The 15,399-nt window shown below is 46.1% G+C and carries 14 protein-coding genes and 1 other RNA gene; 1 reads left to right on the top strand and 14 read right to left on the bottom strand.

Annotated features, from left to right (window positions below):
* The 11 genes from dnaX to rpoE all read right to left on the bottom strand — a co-directional run.
* Positions 1–1,585: DNA polymerase III subunit gamma/tau (gene dnaX / locus AC1DPK_RS26875; protein ID WP_477512205.1), on the bottom strand; the 1,585-nt coding region annotated here is incomplete at its 3' end.
* 323 nt (positions 1,586–1,908) lie between these two features.
* An RNA gene (gene ffs / locus AC1DPK_RS26870) (signal recognition particle sRNA large type) lies at positions 1,909–2,177 on the bottom strand.
* Positions 2,178–2,244: 67 nt separating this feature from the next.
* Positions 2,245–2,673, bottom strand: coding sequence for a hypothetical protein (locus AC1DPK_RS26865; RefSeq protein ID WP_441912817.1), 429 nt, complete (start codon positions 2,671–2,673; stop codon positions 2,245–2,247).
* A gap of 83 nt (positions 2,674–2,756) precedes the next feature.
* A complete protein-coding gene (gene rpmE, locus AC1DPK_RS26860) occupies positions 2,757–2,954 on the bottom strand; it encodes a 50S ribosomal protein L31 (RefSeq protein WP_339205996.1) in 198 nt (65 codons plus the stop codon).
* 144 nt (positions 2,955–3,098) lie between these two features.
* Positions 3,099–4,352 carry a radical SAM family protein gene (locus AC1DPK_RS26855; RefSeq protein ID WP_477512204.1) on the bottom strand — a complete coding sequence of 418 codons (1,254 nt, stop codon included), beginning with the start codon at positions 4,350–4,352 and terminating at the stop codon, positions 3,099–3,101.
* Between the two features lie 21 nt (positions 4,353–4,373).
* Positions 4,374–5,708: a transcription termination factor Rho gene (gene rho / locus AC1DPK_RS26850; protein WP_339205993.1), complete on the bottom strand. Its 1,335-nt coding sequence runs from the start codon at positions 5,706–5,708 to the stop codon at positions 4,374–4,376.
* A gap of 123 nt (positions 5,709–5,831) precedes the next feature.
* The gene (locus AC1DPK_RS26845) at positions 5,832–7,094 is read right to left on the bottom strand and encodes a UDP-N-acetylglucosamine 1-carboxyvinyltransferase (RefSeq protein WP_076271592.1); all 1,263 of its coding nucleotides are present in this window, start codon (positions 7,092–7,094) and stop codon (positions 5,832–5,834) included.
* A gap of 307 nt (positions 7,095–7,401) precedes the next feature.
* A complete protein-coding gene (locus AC1DPK_RS26840; RefSeq protein ID WP_477512203.1) occupies positions 7,402–7,614 on the bottom strand; it encodes a class II fructose-bisphosphate aldolase in 213 nt (70 codons plus the stop codon).
* Positions 7,615–7,812: 198 nt separating this feature from the next.
* Positions 7,813–8,211, bottom strand: a complete 399-nt coding sequence (locus AC1DPK_RS26835; protein ID WP_076271590.1) for a response regulator — start codon at positions 8,209–8,211, stop codon at positions 7,813–7,815.
* 156 nt (positions 8,212–8,367) lie between these two features.
* A complete protein-coding gene (locus AC1DPK_RS26830) occupies positions 8,368–9,969 on the bottom strand; it encodes a CTP synthase (protein ID WP_339205989.1) in 1,602 nt (533 codons plus the stop codon).
* Between the two features lie 490 nt (positions 9,970–10,459).
* Positions 10,460–11,032 carry a DNA-directed RNA polymerase subunit delta gene (gene rpoE / locus AC1DPK_RS26825; RefSeq protein WP_477512202.1) on the bottom strand — a complete coding sequence of 191 codons (573 nt, stop codon included), beginning with the start codon at positions 11,030–11,032 and terminating at the stop codon, positions 10,460–10,462.
* A 460-nt stretch (positions 11,033–11,492) separates the two neighbouring features.
* Here rpoE and AC1DPK_RS26820 point away from each other — a divergent pair, with 460 nt between their 5' ends.
* Positions 11,493–12,629: a S8 family peptidase gene (locus tag AC1DPK_RS26820; RefSeq protein ID WP_339205988.1), complete on the top strand. Its 1,137-nt coding sequence runs from the start codon at positions 11,493–11,495 to the stop codon at positions 12,627–12,629.
* Between the two features lie 29 nt (positions 12,630–12,658).
* On the opposite strand, the gene argS is transcribed toward AC1DPK_RS26820, so the two are convergent.
* The 3 genes from argS to AC1DPK_RS26805 all read right to left on the bottom strand — a co-directional run bounded on the left by argS (position 12,659) and on the right by AC1DPK_RS26805 (position 15,397).
* Positions 12,659–14,338 carry an arginine--tRNA ligase gene (gene argS, locus AC1DPK_RS26815; protein ID WP_441884779.1) on the bottom strand — a complete coding sequence of 560 codons (1,680 nt, stop codon included), beginning with the start codon at positions 14,336–14,338 and terminating at the stop codon, positions 12,659–12,661.
* The gene (locus AC1DPK_RS26810; RefSeq protein WP_477512201.1) at positions 14,338–14,808 is read right to left on the bottom strand and encodes a YwiB family protein; all 471 of its coding nucleotides are present in this window, start codon (positions 14,806–14,808) and stop codon (positions 14,338–14,340) included. The genes argS and AC1DPK_RS26810 overlap by 1 nt, the downstream gene beginning before the upstream one ends.
* 79 nt (positions 14,809–14,887) lie before the next feature.
* Entirely contained in the window at positions 14,888–15,397 is a 510-nt protein-coding gene (locus AC1DPK_RS26805) for a DNA-deoxyinosine glycosylase (RefSeq protein WP_477512200.1), read from the bottom strand.
* Positions 15,398–15,399: the final 2 nt, after the last annotated feature.

Raw genomic sequence — 15,399 nt, 5'->3', positions numbered from 1 at the left:
GTACATCATGCATGACTTTCTCAATAATCTCGCGATTGGCCGGCTTCTCGGTCGTTTCTCGGTGCATTGTATTCTTGAATGCCACGAGAATGGCATCGTCAGCAGAAGCAACCGGCTCACCGTCTTTTAGCCAAGCATGGACCGTAATCTTAGCGTCCTTCACACCCTGCAGCACATCGTTCCACTTCATTCTGAACTGATTGAATTCTGGACTGCCTGCTGTTGCCAGGTACGGATCAAGCTTGACTGAAGACCGTACTATGCCGCCTGAGCCGCCGAATGAACTGCGAACCGCATTAGTACGTGCTGCTTGCTTGCTGGCCGCACTGTCAGCCGAAGAAGCGCTGTTCCCGCTACCTACTCCATTTTGAATCGCTTGCTCTAGTTTACGCTCCAATGCCTCAATCTGCTGACGCAAACGTCCTACTTCAGCTGATTGTCCGCCGCTTGATGCTGAAGCTGCTGTACTTGCAGAAGCCGCTCCGCCTGACGATTGCTCGTCATTTAATGTGCAAAGCTTCATAAGCGCTACTTCAAACAAGGTTTGAGGCTGCGAGGCATGCTTAAGCTCCACTTGATAACGGTTCAACGTATCAATCATAGCGAACAATCGCTCTGGAGTGAAGGCCTCGGCCATCATTTTGAAGCGTTCAGGATCAACGATCCTCTCTGTTACTGCGCCTCCCTGCGGAGCAAGCTTCATAACAAGCAAATCACGGAAATAATAAATTAAGTTTTCCATGCATTTGTCCGCACTTTTGCCAGCTTGCATCAAGCTTTCCACAAGCGGCATAACAGCTGCTACATGACGATCCTTCACAGCCTCCGCCAGCTGGTAGAAATGATCAGCGGCCATGCCGCCTGTCACATCTACTGCCGCGTCGAGAGTAATACGATCACCTGCAAAAGCAGAAACCTGCTCCAGCAAGCTGATCGCATCGCGCATTCCGCCTTCCGACAATCTTGCAATATAAGCAAGCGCATCTTCGTCGGCCTGTATGCTCTCTTCACGGCAAATCTTAAGCAAGTGCTGCGTCTGCTCTTCAAGCGATACCTGCCTGAAATCAAACCGTTGACAACGGGAGATAATCGTAGCAGGCAGCTTATGCGGTTCGGTCGTCGCCAAGATAAAGATAACATGCCCCGGCGGCTCCTCCAATGTTTTGAGCAAGGCATTAAATGCCTCGGCCGTAAGCATATGTACTTCATCTATAATATAAACTTTGAACCGCACTTCTGAAGGTGCATATCGCACTTTATCACGAATATCACGAATTTCATCAATACCGCGATTAGATGCAGCATCAATCTCAATTACATCCATAATATGTCCCGCGGTAATCCCTATGCAAGCATCACATTCATTACATGGCTCTTCAGCCGGATCACGTTCACAGTTAACCGCTTTGGCTAATATTTTCGCAGCGCTTGTCTTCCCGGTTCCTCGCGGCCCATTAAAAAGATAAGCATGAGATACACGCTGCTCACGAATAGAATTTTGCAGCGTTTGAATAATATGCTGTTGTCCAACCATGTCCTGAAACGTCTGCGGACGCCAGGCACGGTATAAAGCGATATGTGACACGCAGACCTTTCCTTTCAAGTTGCCTTTTCATTTACAATAAGCAAAAGCACCTTCGGTCCTGTGGACGCTGAAATTGCTTTGCATTGCGAAATATAAGAGTAGTATTAGAAAATAATATACTTTCTTATATTTCAAACAATTGCTACTCCCCTATTATACAACAACTGTGTAGCAAGCAAAACTTTCTTTTGCTAAGACTTTACCCTATTAAAACAAGATCTATAAACAAAAACACCTGCATTCGCTACTTCCGACAAAAACATCGAACAGCGATCACAGGTGCTACTTTTGCTATTAGCAAATCATATTAGAAATTTTTAGTACCGTGCACCTACTCCTGATAAATACGACCCAAGCGACATCCTTGCACTACAGCTCGAGCCAGGCACTCCCCCGGCACATGAACTAATTTACTTATGGCTGCTTCCTTCCGGACCTGACCAAGTTCATAAACGTCCATTGCGGAGGACCCAACTGTCAACACTGCTCGCAAGTGCCAAGACCTCACATCAGTATAACCTCAAGTAGGAATTCAACCTCGCTACAGCGGATTGCGAGTTACAGGGCACCGCTACCTCCCCATCTAGCACGGCAAAAATAAGTATAGCCGATTCCGTCCTAAAGCGCAACTCGCGGTTGAAATTGGACGAATGCCAGGGCTACCTTTTGGCTTCTACATGAACCTTGTACCGAGGCATATTGTACTGCACGACCGACTGTGCCTTTGCTCGCAGCTCTTCGACTTGAACGTCGGACAGTGCTTTATTTGCTTTTACATTCACATGAAGATCGGTACCGTTAAAATAAATTTGCGTGTGCTCGATGCCGGAAATCGGCTTCAACACCTGCTCAATGAATTTTCCATCTGCATTATAATTAAGATACTGATAACGATTCGGTAAATTGGGATTGCTGTTGGAATAACCCATGTATCCATCATGACCGTAGGTTTTCAGCCTGTTTTCTTGCTTGCTTTTTCCGTTCCCACATCCTGAGATCGTCATGGCTAACAGAAATAAGCAAGCCAGTAAGGCTGCCATTTGAAATAAACCAAATCGTTTACTCAAACCGAATGTTTGTTTATTCAATCAAAAAACCTCCCTTCTATCCAATAGGATGGCTGAGGGAGGCTCTTGTATTCTGCCAAATAAAGGCGGAACGATTTGTAGGATTAAATACCGTATTTCTTCTTGAAACGATCGACGCGGCCGCCAGCATCCAGGAACTTTTGCTTACCCGTGTAGAATGGGTGGCATTGGGAACAAACCTCTACGCGAAGACTCGGTTTAACCGAACCAGTCTCGAAGGAATTTCCACAAGCGCAAGTTGCTGTAATGATGTGGTATGTCGGATGAATAGCTTGTTTCATCTCGTTCACCTCTTTCTGCCCTGAATCGCATGCGGACTCAGAGTTAAATCGCACATCTCGGATTATAGCATGAACTTATTTGCTGTTGCAATGAATAATCAGTGATATGGTTAATATTAGCCGAATTTACTACCTAATAGGTACTTATCGACGTAATGCGGCTGGTGGAACATGTGTATAAGAGCCAATAACTACATCGGGCAGCTCTTCACGGAAAATTTCAAGCATTTGCTTCATCCCGTATATCTCACCTTGTGCCTTAGGAATAATCGCTAAGTAGCTTTCAGGATCGATATTCAGGTTGCGCATTTGAATGAGTTTTAGTCCAGTACGCTTAACGAATCCAATCATCGCTTCTATTTCTTCCTCACGGTCAGTGACCCCTGGGAAAATCAAATAGTTGATCGACGTATATACACCATTGTCAGAAGCATATTTCAAAGACTTCTCAACATTTTTTAAGTTGTAGCCGCGAGGCTTATAGTAAGCATTATAGTGATCATCAAGTGCACTGATCGTACTTACGCGCATTAGATTAAGGCCTGCATCAACAATCGCGCGCATGAAATCAGTTAATCCCGCGTTCGTATTAATGTTAATGTATCCAAGCGAGGTTTGACTGCGAACACGCTTCATAGCCTCAACGATGATTTTAGCTTGTGTTGAAGGTTCGCCTTCACAGCCTTGACCGAAGCTAATGATGGATTCCGGCTCGCGCAAATGCTCAAGCATAATTTCAACGACCTCATCAACAGTCGGCTTAAAATTCATCCGCGTCTGCGGAGCAACAAAGCCGCTATCGTCAGGTTGTTCAGAGATACATCCGAAGCAGCCTGCATTACAAGAATATGATACCGGAACAGCACCCTCCCATCTACCTAAAAACGTGTTGGAAGAGGTCAAGCACTCATAACCTAGAGCACAGTTCGATAGATGCTTATAAAGACGATTATCCGGATATTTAGCAAGAATACGCTCTACTTGAATACCAAGTTCGTCACGATCGCAATTAAGCGGATCCCATCTTTCAGGATCATCACTTTGCTCAGCCGTTACATAAAAGTTACCGTCTTTCCATACGACAGCTGTATAACCGAACAATGGCAGCTTCTCGTTCTTGTCCGCTTTCACATAGCCCGGCAAGCATAGACGAGTAAAGCCTTGCGGAAGCAAGGCGCCGACTGCTTGAGCTCCGCCTTGCAATGCCTGCATCTCACCCGTGCTCGGATTAAGACCAATGGGTCTAGTGAAAGGCAGGCTAACAAGAGTTGCTCCATTAGGAAGTGGAATTAATTCCTCCTCCATAATTTCGACAATCATATCACCGCTTCTTCCCAAAGCTATAAAGTCGGGATGGTCAAATACATTTCCGTTTTTATCCGCATATACGAGATTCATGTTGTTCTCCCTCCTGCGGTCTTACGATCCGTGCGTAGTTCTAGGCGTAGGACGCCTGCTGGTCGCTGTAGTACTGCTCTTTATACCGGACCGCTCCGGCTTCGCTTCAACTGTTGTATCAAGAGACATGAGGAACTGTTCGTTGTTCTCACTATCTTTAAGTTTCTTCAAGAAATTATCTACATAATCAGGCGTATCCGTCATTCCTCTGCGGATGGCCCAAACCTTCTCCAGCTCTTCCTTCGTAAGCAGCATTTCCTCACGTCTAGTTCCAGATCTGCGCAAATCAAGCGCAGGGAAAATACGACGCTCAGAAAGCTTACGGTCTAGATGGAGCTCCATATTACCCGTACCTTTAAATTCTTCATAAATGATGTCATCCATACGTGAGCCTGTTTCGATCAACGCAGTCGCAAGTATAGTCAAGCTTCCGCCCTCTTCCACGTTTCGAGCCGAACCAAAAAACCGTTTTGGACGGTGGAACGCTGCTGGATCAATACCGCCGCTAAGCGTACGACCAGATGGAGGAATAACCAAGTTATACGCCCTAGCAAGACGGGTGATACTATCCATCAAGATGACAACGTCCTTCTTATGCTCAACAAGACGAAGCGCTCGCTCAAGTACAAGCTCTGCTACTTTGATATGGTTCTCGGGCAGCTCATCAAATGTGGAGGCGATAACTTCACCCTTCACGGAGCGCTGCATATCAGTAACTTCCTCTGGACGCTCATCAATAAGCAGAACGAACAATTTGATATCGGGACGATTTTCGGAAATGCTGTGGGCGATTTCTTTAAGAAGCAAGGTTTTACCTGTCTTCGGAGGAGCAACAATTAGACCGCGTTGGCCAAGTCCTACAGGAGCAAGCAAATCCATCATTCGAGTGGAAAGCTTCGACTGTGTCGTCTCAAGCACTAGCTTCTTTTCTGGATAAAGAGGAGTAAGCGCAGGAAAGTGCAATCGTTCTGAAGCCGTTTCCGGATTTTCGCCGTTAACAGCATTTACTTGCAATAGACCAAAATAACGCTCATTCTCTTTCGGAGGACGGCATTTACCTGAAACAAGATCGCCGCTTCTCAAATCAAATCTGCGAATTTGTGATGCTGAAATATAAATATCTTCCTTGCTCGGCAAATAGTTAATAGGCCGTAAAAATCCGAAGCCTTCTGACAAAATATCGAGGACGCCTTCCATGAACATAAGGCCGCTCTTCTCTGCTTGCGCTCGAAGAATTGCAAAAATTAATTCCTTCTTCTTAAGTGTTCCGTAATAGGGAACTTGAAATTGCTTCGCCAATTTATAAAGGTCGGTCAATTTCATCTCTTCTAGATCTGCGATCTGAAGGTCTGTCATGTTCTCACCACTTTATTTAATTTTCATTATGATTTTGTATATCTAGTAAAATCATAGGATTGATTATCCATCATTGCCGAATTAGACGCCGTCTATTCCACAGCGTCTGCATCGTCCTATTCCTTATGAAGTGGCTTCCGTTTCACGCCATACTTCCGCACCCAGGCGGCATAAGTTTTCTACTAGATTATCATAACCTCGGTCAATATATTCGACGCCCGAAATTTCAGTAACGCCTTCTTCAACAGTCAAAGCAGCGACAACAAGTGCAGCCCCTGCGCGTAAATCAGCAGCCTTAACTTTTGCAGCACTCAGCTTGCCGCCTTCAATAACAGCTGAACGGCCCTCAACACGAATATCCGCTCCCATGCGAGTGAGCTCAGGAACATGCTTAAATCTAGTACCGTATACATAATCAGTTAAAATACTGACTCCATTCGCTTGTGTAAGCAAGGTTGTCATTGGAGATTGTAAGTCCGTAGGGAAACCAGGGTACACAAGTGCCTTTACATCAATGGACGAATAATTAGGTCCGCCAATAATTCGGATGGATTCATCCATCTCAATAACTTGAACACCCATCTCTTCAAGCTTAGCGCTCATCGCTTCCAAGTGCTTCGGAATAACATTATCAATAAGGACATCGCCGCGCGTTGCTGCAGCTGCAATCATATACGTACCGGCTTGAATTCGATCGGGAATAATGGAATGGCGGCAGCCATGCATCTGATCGACGCCTTCAATACGAATCGTCTCAGTCCCAGCACCTTTGATTTTTGCGCCCATGGCATTAAGGAGAGTAGCTACATCTATAATTTCAGGCTCTTTTGCCGCATTTTCAATAATCGTTATTCCTTTGGCCCGCGAGGCAGCTAGCATGATATTAATCGTTGCTCCAACACTTGAAACGTCAAGGTAAATCTTTGCGCCTCGTAATTGCTCAGCATGAATTCGAATAGATCCATGATCATTAGTTACCGTGGCACCAAGTGCTTCAAACCCTTTAATATGCTGATCGATTGGTCTAGGCTCAAAGTTGCAGCCCCCTGGCATTCCGATTGTCGCTTCACCAAACCTACCAAGCATTGCCCCCATCAAATAATAGGATGCGCGCAGCAATTTCACTTTGCCGTTTGGCATCGGTTTGGAGACAAGCGCGGAAGGATCAATGCGCATCATATCGCCGTCACGCTTTACGACAGCACCAAGCTCCTGCAAAATTTCACTGTATACAGCTACATCACTTATAATAGGCAAATTATCCAACACAACTTCTGATTCTGCTAAAATAGCAGCAGGTACAAGAGCCACCGCGCTGTTCTTGGCTCCGCTGATTTGAACGGTACCGCGAAGCGGCCGTCCACCGCGTATCATCAATTTCTCCATCTAATTATAGTTCCTCCCGTAGATTGGAAGAGAATAAAGGAAAAACCGCCAAAGCAAGCGAGTGTTAAACCCACTTGCCGTTATGAGGCGGTTTATTCCTTTGCTCCTGTTATTACACTTAGTTGTTACTTCCGAACAAACGGATTTTTGTTAGTAACAGCCAGCTTCTCAATTCGCACAGCTGTCATGTATTGGCGTAGTTCCAATGAATCAGCGTTAGCTATTTGTTTTCTTGAAATTGTATTTGTAAAAGCAACATGTTTCTCTCAAAGGGATACTGCAACTGAAATTAATATCATGATCAAAATCAAATCGATTGGAAGACTAGATTTTTTTTGGCCCCGGCACACGCCATTGCAGCAGTGAATTGAATGCCCATATATTTCAAGGCGCTTTCGCTGACCTTCCAAATAAACGGTGATTTTTCTTCCTTAGCAGCTTCAACAATCGTTTGTGTAATTACCCTGATGTCTGTGTTGAACTGGACTACTGTTTCTCGCTTGCTATAAGCGCCTGGCAAAATTCATTCATAGGAACTAACAAGATCGCTGTCTTCCTCGTAAATGTTATCTTTCTTCCTCCAGCTCGGTCCGACTTGTCATTCTGAGACATTATAACATAATGAGCCTTGGAATAGTAAAGCTTGTTTTGCTATTGCCAATAAATGAAAAAAACGGCATCGCCTTCAAGTAAGAGACGATGCCGTTTATTTGCTAAATCAGGAGCCTATTGCAAAACGACTTGTGGAGTTGCCGCCTCGCAGCTGCATATTAACCGCAATTCGCATCTCATCGATGTCGAAAGGTTTCGTAAAGTGCATTAATGCCCCGAGATCCGTCGCTTCTTTAATCATATCCAATTCACCATATGCGGTCATCATGATGACTTTAATGTTTCGGTCGATAGCTTTCACATGCTTTAAAATTTCCAGACCATCCATGCCGGGAATTTTCATATCCAACAGAACAAGATCTGGAGCATCGTTCTTGACGATTTCCAAAGCCAGCTTGCCATTAGACGCTTGGAACGTATTATAGCCCTCGCTGCTGAAAACTTCCATAAGCAATACGCGAATACCGTTCTGATCATCAACGATCAACACTTTCTTCTTATCCAACTCCAAATCCCCCCGCAAATGAGTTTACCCAAAAAATGGCCAACTCTTCCATAATCGTTAATATATTCGCTAAAGTGGGTATATAATCCTTCTCGTTAAGAGAAAAACTTATCTGTTGTTGTTAAAGAATCTGCCATTGATCAAAAATGCAATATATTACTCGGAATGGTTAAGCGCTGCTTGTACAAATCCGCGGAACAATGGCTGCGGACGGTTCGGTCTAGACTTGAATTCCGGGTGGAATTGAACAGCCAAGAACCAAGGATGATCAGCCATTTCCACAACCTCAACAAGACGGCCGTCTGGAGAAGTTCCAGAAATAGTAAGACCAACAGATTCAATCGCTTCACGGTACTCATTGTTAAATTCATACCGGTGACGATGACGCTCATAAACGAGCTCGTCGCCATATTCACGCTCAGCAAGCGTACCTGGCTTAAGTTTACAAGGGTACAGACCAAGACGCATCGTGCCACCCATATCTTCAACATCCTTCTGATCCGGCAGCAAGTCAATAACCGGATATGGAGTGGATGAATTAATTTCAGAGCTATTCGCACCAGCTAATCCCGCCACATTTCGAGCATATTCAATGACAGCTACCTGCATGCCAAGGCAAATACCGAAAAACGGAATTTTGTTTTCACGTGCGTATTTAATCGCTGTAATCTTGCCTTCAATACCGCGATCGCCAAAGCCGCCTGGCACAAGAATACCATTAACGCCTCTAAGCTGCTGGTGGGCGTTCTCTTCCGTAAGCTCATCTGCATGCAGCCAACGAATTTTCACTTCTGAGTCGGAAGCAATACCCGCATGCTCAAGCGACTCTACAATACTGAGGTACGCATCATGCAACGAGACATATTTACCAACAATTGCAATTTCCGTCTTCTTATGAAGCGACTTCACACGCTGAACAAGGCTTTCCCATTCGCGCATATCCGGCTGTTCTGTCTTAAGCTTCAGATGATTAACAACGATCTCGTCGAGGCCTTCCTCACGAAGCATCAATGGCACTTCATACAAAGTGGACGCATCGCGGCATTCCACGACTGCATTCGCATCGATATCGCAGAACAAGCCAATTTTACGTTTCAAATCTTCAGCAAGCGGATGCTCTGTACGGCATACGATTACGTTCGGTTGAATACCGATGCTGCGCAATTCCTTAACACTATGCTGCGTTGGTTTTGTTTTCACTTCACCTGCCGCTTTGATATAAGGAATAAGCGTTACGTGGATGTACATTACATTGTCGCGCCCGATATCGCTTTTGATTTGACGAATAGCTTCAAGGAAAGGCAAGCTTTCGATATCACCAACCGTACCGCCGATTTCTGTAATAACAACATCAGAACCCGCTTCTTTGCCCGCACGGAATACACGGTCTTTAATTTCGTTCGTAATATGCGGGATTACCTGAACAGTTCCACCCAAGTAGTCGCCGCGGCGCTCTTTGGTAATTACATTGGAATAGATTTTGCCGGACGTCACATTGTTGTTCTTCGACAAGTTAATGTCAATAAACCGTTCATAGTGACCAAGATCCAAATCTGTTTCTGCACCATCATCGGTAACGAATACTTCTCCGTGCTGATATGGACTCATCGTTCCTGGGTCGACGTTGATGTATGGATCAAACTTCTGAATCGTTACTTTGAGGCCCCTGTTCTTCAGCAATCGGCCAAGCGAGGCTGCTGTTATCCCTTTGCCCAAGGACGACACTACGCCGCCGGTTACAAAAATATATTTGGTCACTGTGATGATACCCTCCAAGCCCTATGGTTAATGTTTAGGTTTGCCCATTTACTCGATAAACATGGATGCGGATACACTCCGCCTATCCATCCAATTTGTGGGAATGCATCCTACAGACCCATCCCTCACAAACAAAAAAAGTGACACCCGTAGCAACGGGGCACTTTTCCTTTTTTGGCATATATAAAAATACAAGCAAGCATCAGCAATGCGTTATGCTCTACTTCTATTTCACCGCGAAACTTGACCTTCTCGTCAAAAGACGAAAACGAGTCGTTTGCGCTTGTATGCGTTATTTGTTAACCGAATCTTAAGCCCATGAGATAGTTTACTCTGCGCTCCTAGCAACTGTCAAGCGAAACTGAATGGATATTCCTCACTCCAGTTCAAACGACTAAGCCATCTGTATTGAGCAGAGCTCGTACCGCAGAAAAGTATAAGAAGGAGGATAAGCTGGGTGCTTAAACCGCCTTATACTTTCAGCAAACATTTACTTGTCAGACTCGTCGCCGTCTTCAAATTCCTCATCATCCGACTCATCATCATCCGCATCGAGTTCACCGTCGACTTCTTCCTCGTCCAGCTCCTCGTCGTCGATTCCAACTTCCTCATCGACTTCAGCTTCCTCTTCTGCCTCTTCGAAGTCCTCGCGGTCCTCGTCGAATACATCGTAGTCTTCTTCAGCCTCTGCGTAAGTATCCTCTTCTTCGTCCGCAAATACATCATCATCTTCGAGATCATCATCATCGTTAATGATACGCGTACGCTTCGCATTACCTACAGGATCTTCAGAACGCTCAACTGGATACCAGCGTTTCAGTCCCCACATGTTGCTGCCAACGCAAGCGAAACGTCCATCAATGTTGATTTCTGTATACACTTGGGCGATGAACTGGTTGATTCCGTCTGCGGAAAGACCGCGTATTTTAGCGATCTCCATCATTAGATCGCGATAGTAGTAAGGCGTATTAGCCGCTTTCAGCACTTCAAAGGCCAAATCGACCATAGGCATTTCCTTCATACGTTCAGGATCCAGCTTTAACGTGAAATTGCTGCTGCTCATATGGACACATCCTCTCTTGCCATTCAATTTATGTACTCGTTCTTACCTATAAAATGCAAGGATCGTGTACGTTATTCTCTTATACACCGCTCACATTTAATCGCAAAACGATCGGTAACTGCCAGAGGCTCGCACCCGTCGTTTACGCTAGTCACAGTATAGTAAAACCTATTTCCTGCAAAAAAGCAAGCGGACCACGCTGCTGCAGTATAGCTTGGACTTCTATGCAAAAAGCGAAAGGATAGTCCTTCCGCTTTGACTGTATCCATCCGGCCATGACACGAGGCAACGCACCTTGGTCGTAAGAGCCCCTGAGAACTCTTTGTTCATCGTATGTCCCCAGTCGATTTTTGACACGGTTTTCAGCCTAATTATGTGAAAAAAGGCAAGTTGCTCATGYGTTACAGAGCGCTCGTTCATACAATAGTTCAGCATGGTCCGTCGGGAGGGGAAGCCAAGTTTGGACACCGTCGCTTTTATCCGTATGTTGCAGGATACGATGGCTCGCACGGACACAACGACTGTTAAGCGTATCATTCGCTTTCAGCGTGCGAGCGACTACCGATACTTCCTACAGCAATTGCCTAAAGTCACTTCATCATCTTTACCGCAAAAAAGCATTAGACAAATGCCCAGCATTCTTGGAATAGCCTGTACATTGCCGGCCGAGGAATCATTAGAGCGATTCGCCGGGCGTGTTTGGATTGAGAAAGATTGTAAAATCAGCGTGCATTCTTCTCCACAAAAGTCGATTATTGTAGATAAGGGCATCCCCTGGGGTGTAAACCAGATTAAAGCCCCGCTGGCTTGGAGCACGACAACCGGTCACCGGGTCAAGGTCGGCGTCATCGATACAGGAGCTGACTTCAGCCATCCAGATCTCCGCCAATCACTTTCTAGGGGCATCAACCTTCTCAATCGCAGCATGCTCCCTCATGATGATAACGGTCATGGTACACATATTGCAGGTACCATCGCCGCAGCAAATCAATTACAGGGCATGATTGGCGTAGCCCCGCGGGCGTTAATCTCGCCTGTCAAAGCTTTTGACCATAATGGGAGCGCCTTCGTATCCGACATTATTCTCGGTATTGAATGGTGTATCCGCAATCGCATGAACGTCATCAACATGAGCTTCGGTATGAAGACAAAAAGCAAAGCGCTGCTTGGAGCTGTCATTAATGCTCACAATGCAGGCGTCATTATCGTTGCTTCCTCCGGCAATGACGGGAAGCGCCGTTCCGTTGATTATCCGGCACGCTACCCTCAAACGATTGCTGTTGGCGCAACGAATAAACTCCGCCGCGTTGCACCTTTCAGCAATCGAGGCTCCTATATTGACGTTTACGCGCCTGGCGACAAAATCGTATCCGCATGGCTGCGCGGCAAATACAATGAAATGAGTGGAACCTCCATGGCCACCTCGCATGTCAGCGGAGCAATCGCGCTTCTGCTCGCACATAAGCCGGGACTTACGCCTACCGAGATCAAGACAATTATTAAACGATCCGTTCAGCCCCTTAGAGGCAGTAAAGCCCGCCGAACGATCGGCGAGCTTGACGTGATGCGTATGATGCAAACCGTGGATAAGGTATGAGTCCACGGTTTATTTTTATGAAACAAAGCTTACATGCGTTCTGGAGCAGAAACACCGACCAAACGAAGCACGTTCGCAATAGCGATACGTACGGCTCCAAGCAAGGCTAAGCGCGCTTGCGATTGCTCAGCATCTTCTGTGATGACGCGCTCCGCTCTATAATAGCTGTGGAACTGGGAAGCCAGCTCGTATACATAACGAATAAGACGATGAGGCGCATATTGTGCTGCTGCCTCAGAGATCTCCTGCGGCAGCTCACCAACTTTACGAAGAAGATCGAACTCGCCCTCGGCAGTCAGCTTGCTGAAATCGATCGTGTCCGTGGATTTAAGAACAATGCCTTGTTCCTCCGCTTGTCTGAAAATACTGCAAATCCGAGCGTGCGCATATTGAACATAGAACACAGGGTTCTCATTTGAAGTAGAGATCGCCAAATCCATATCGAAATCAAGATGCGAATCCATGCTCCGCATGGAGAAGAAGTAACGAATCGCATCGATGCCCACTTCATCCATCAGATCCTGCATAGTAACTGCTTTGCCCGTACGCTTCGACATTTTCATTTTCTCGCCGTTCTGGAACAAGCTGACCATCTGTGCAATTAACACGGTCAGTTTCTTCGGATCGTTGCCTAGTGCCTCCATCGCTGCTTTCACACGCGGAATGTAGCCATGGTGATCGGCACCCCAAATGTTGATCATCTGATCGAAGCCGCGTCCGTATTTATCCATATGATAGGCGATATCCGGTGTCAAATAGGTATATGAGCCGTCATTTTTCACGAGCACGCGGTTTTTGTCGTCACCAAAAGTCATGGTAGACAGCCATGTCGCTCCTTCTTCTTCATAGACATGCCCTGTCGCCTTCAGCGTTGCAAGACCTTGCTCCACTTGTCCGCTCTCGTATAATGCTGTTTCACTGTACCAAACGTCAAAACCGACGCGGAATCTTCCGAGATCGCGTTTAATTTTATCAAGCTCCCGCTCAAGGCCAAACTGGCGGAAAAACGTAAAACGTTCTTGATCAGGCAATTCCAGCAGCTTATCGCCTTCTTGCTCGACAAGAAGTTTTGCAAAACCAATAATGTCCTCGCCATAATAACCATCCTCCGGCATTTCCGCTGCTTGACCAAGCGCTTGACGGTAACGAGCTTCGATGGATACAGCTAGGTTCTCCACCTGCTTGCCCGCATCATTAATATAATATTCGCGCGTAACATCATATCCCGCATAATCAAGTACATTGCACAATGCATCGCCAACTGCGGCACCGCGAGCATGTCCAAGATGCAGGCTGCCCGTAGGATTCGCGCTCACGAATTCTACCTGTACACTTTTGCCGGAACCATCCGAAGTACGTCCGTAGTTTTCTCCCGCTTCAAGCGCTGCAGCCACAACCGGATAGAGATAGCTGTTATCCATACGGAAGTTAATAAAGCCCGGGCCTGCAATTTCCGCTGCTTGAATAGAAGCTTGCTTCGTATCCAAATGCGCAATAATCGCCTCAGCGATTTGACGAGGATTTTTCTTCGCCAGCTTCGTCAGCTGCATCGCTGCATTTGTTGCCAAATCACCGTGCGATTTATCCTTAGGAACTTCGAGCACAAACGCTGGAAGCTCTTCCCGCGCTGCCAAACCAGCCGCTACCGCTGCATCAGCGATCGCTGCTTTGACTTGTTCATACATCTTCTCTAATACATTTGCATTCATTAATTTTGTTCCTCCTGTATATGGAGCCGGATATGAAACCGACCCGACATTTGATCACCAACGTACAATTCATACTCCCATTCAAGTGTAAAAGGCAGCTGATCGGGCAATGTGTCCATCGCTTTCATTACACCATCTTCACCCGGCGCATGAAGCCGCAGCCGCAGCGTTTCTGCTTCAAGCGATAAAGATGTCATTTGTGATTGATAGCTGCCAGCTCTCCTATGTTCAGGAACAAAAAGCTGCTCCGATTCTATAGCGCCGCGCCGCACAACTGACATTTCTTCCGGCCGGAATCGAATAAGCGTCCGTATTTCACCAGCTTCTGTATCGCCTTCCACTGCCGGCTCAATGTAGCGGATAAATATGGATTTCTCCTTGCGGAACCAATCCCCTTTGTAAGCATGAGTATGCGAGCTTCCATCCTGCACACTCTCCAATGTAATTCGCACTTTCCTGCTGTCTGCCATCATCTTGCTCCTGTTATCAGTCTAATCTTATGTAACTACTATATACAGGTAGGCTCCGAATTTCAACGCTAGAGCCCGGTTAACTTGTTGCAAACGGTACGATATCACGCCATGCCTCCACACGATCCTCGAGCGTTCGCATACGCGGAGTTGGAATCGGACTGGAGGAAGGCAGCTTGAGTAACGTGATGCTTCGAAAGCTTTCATGCCCTTTATAAAATTTCTGAAAGGTATCGTATGCCTTGCTTCCGTTAAATGCAAAGCAGCGCAGCTCTGGATATTTGGCTACAAGCTCCGGCAGCTTCTGCGGTACGATTCCACGTATGTTCACATCCAAGCTGCCTTCGCGCTCGCAAGATTCGATAACATCCCATAACGCTAAGCGATGCTCCTTTAAGAATGTGAGACGGTTGTCATATACAGGGTCTGGGTCTGACTCATTAAATAAACGATATATAATTTTCCACATAAAGTTTTGCGGGTGTCCATAAAATTGCTTATGCTCAAGCGATTTTACGCTTGGTGCTGTCCCAAGAATCAGCACGCGTGATCGCTCATCGATAACAGGCGGAAACGAATAAATGCGCATGT

The sequence above is a fragment of the Paenibacillus sp. 01T424 genome, from assembly GCF_056398745.1.
The sequence above is the reverse complement of the archived record's forward strand: the minus strand, read 5'-3'. Positions and strand labels throughout refer to the sequence as shown.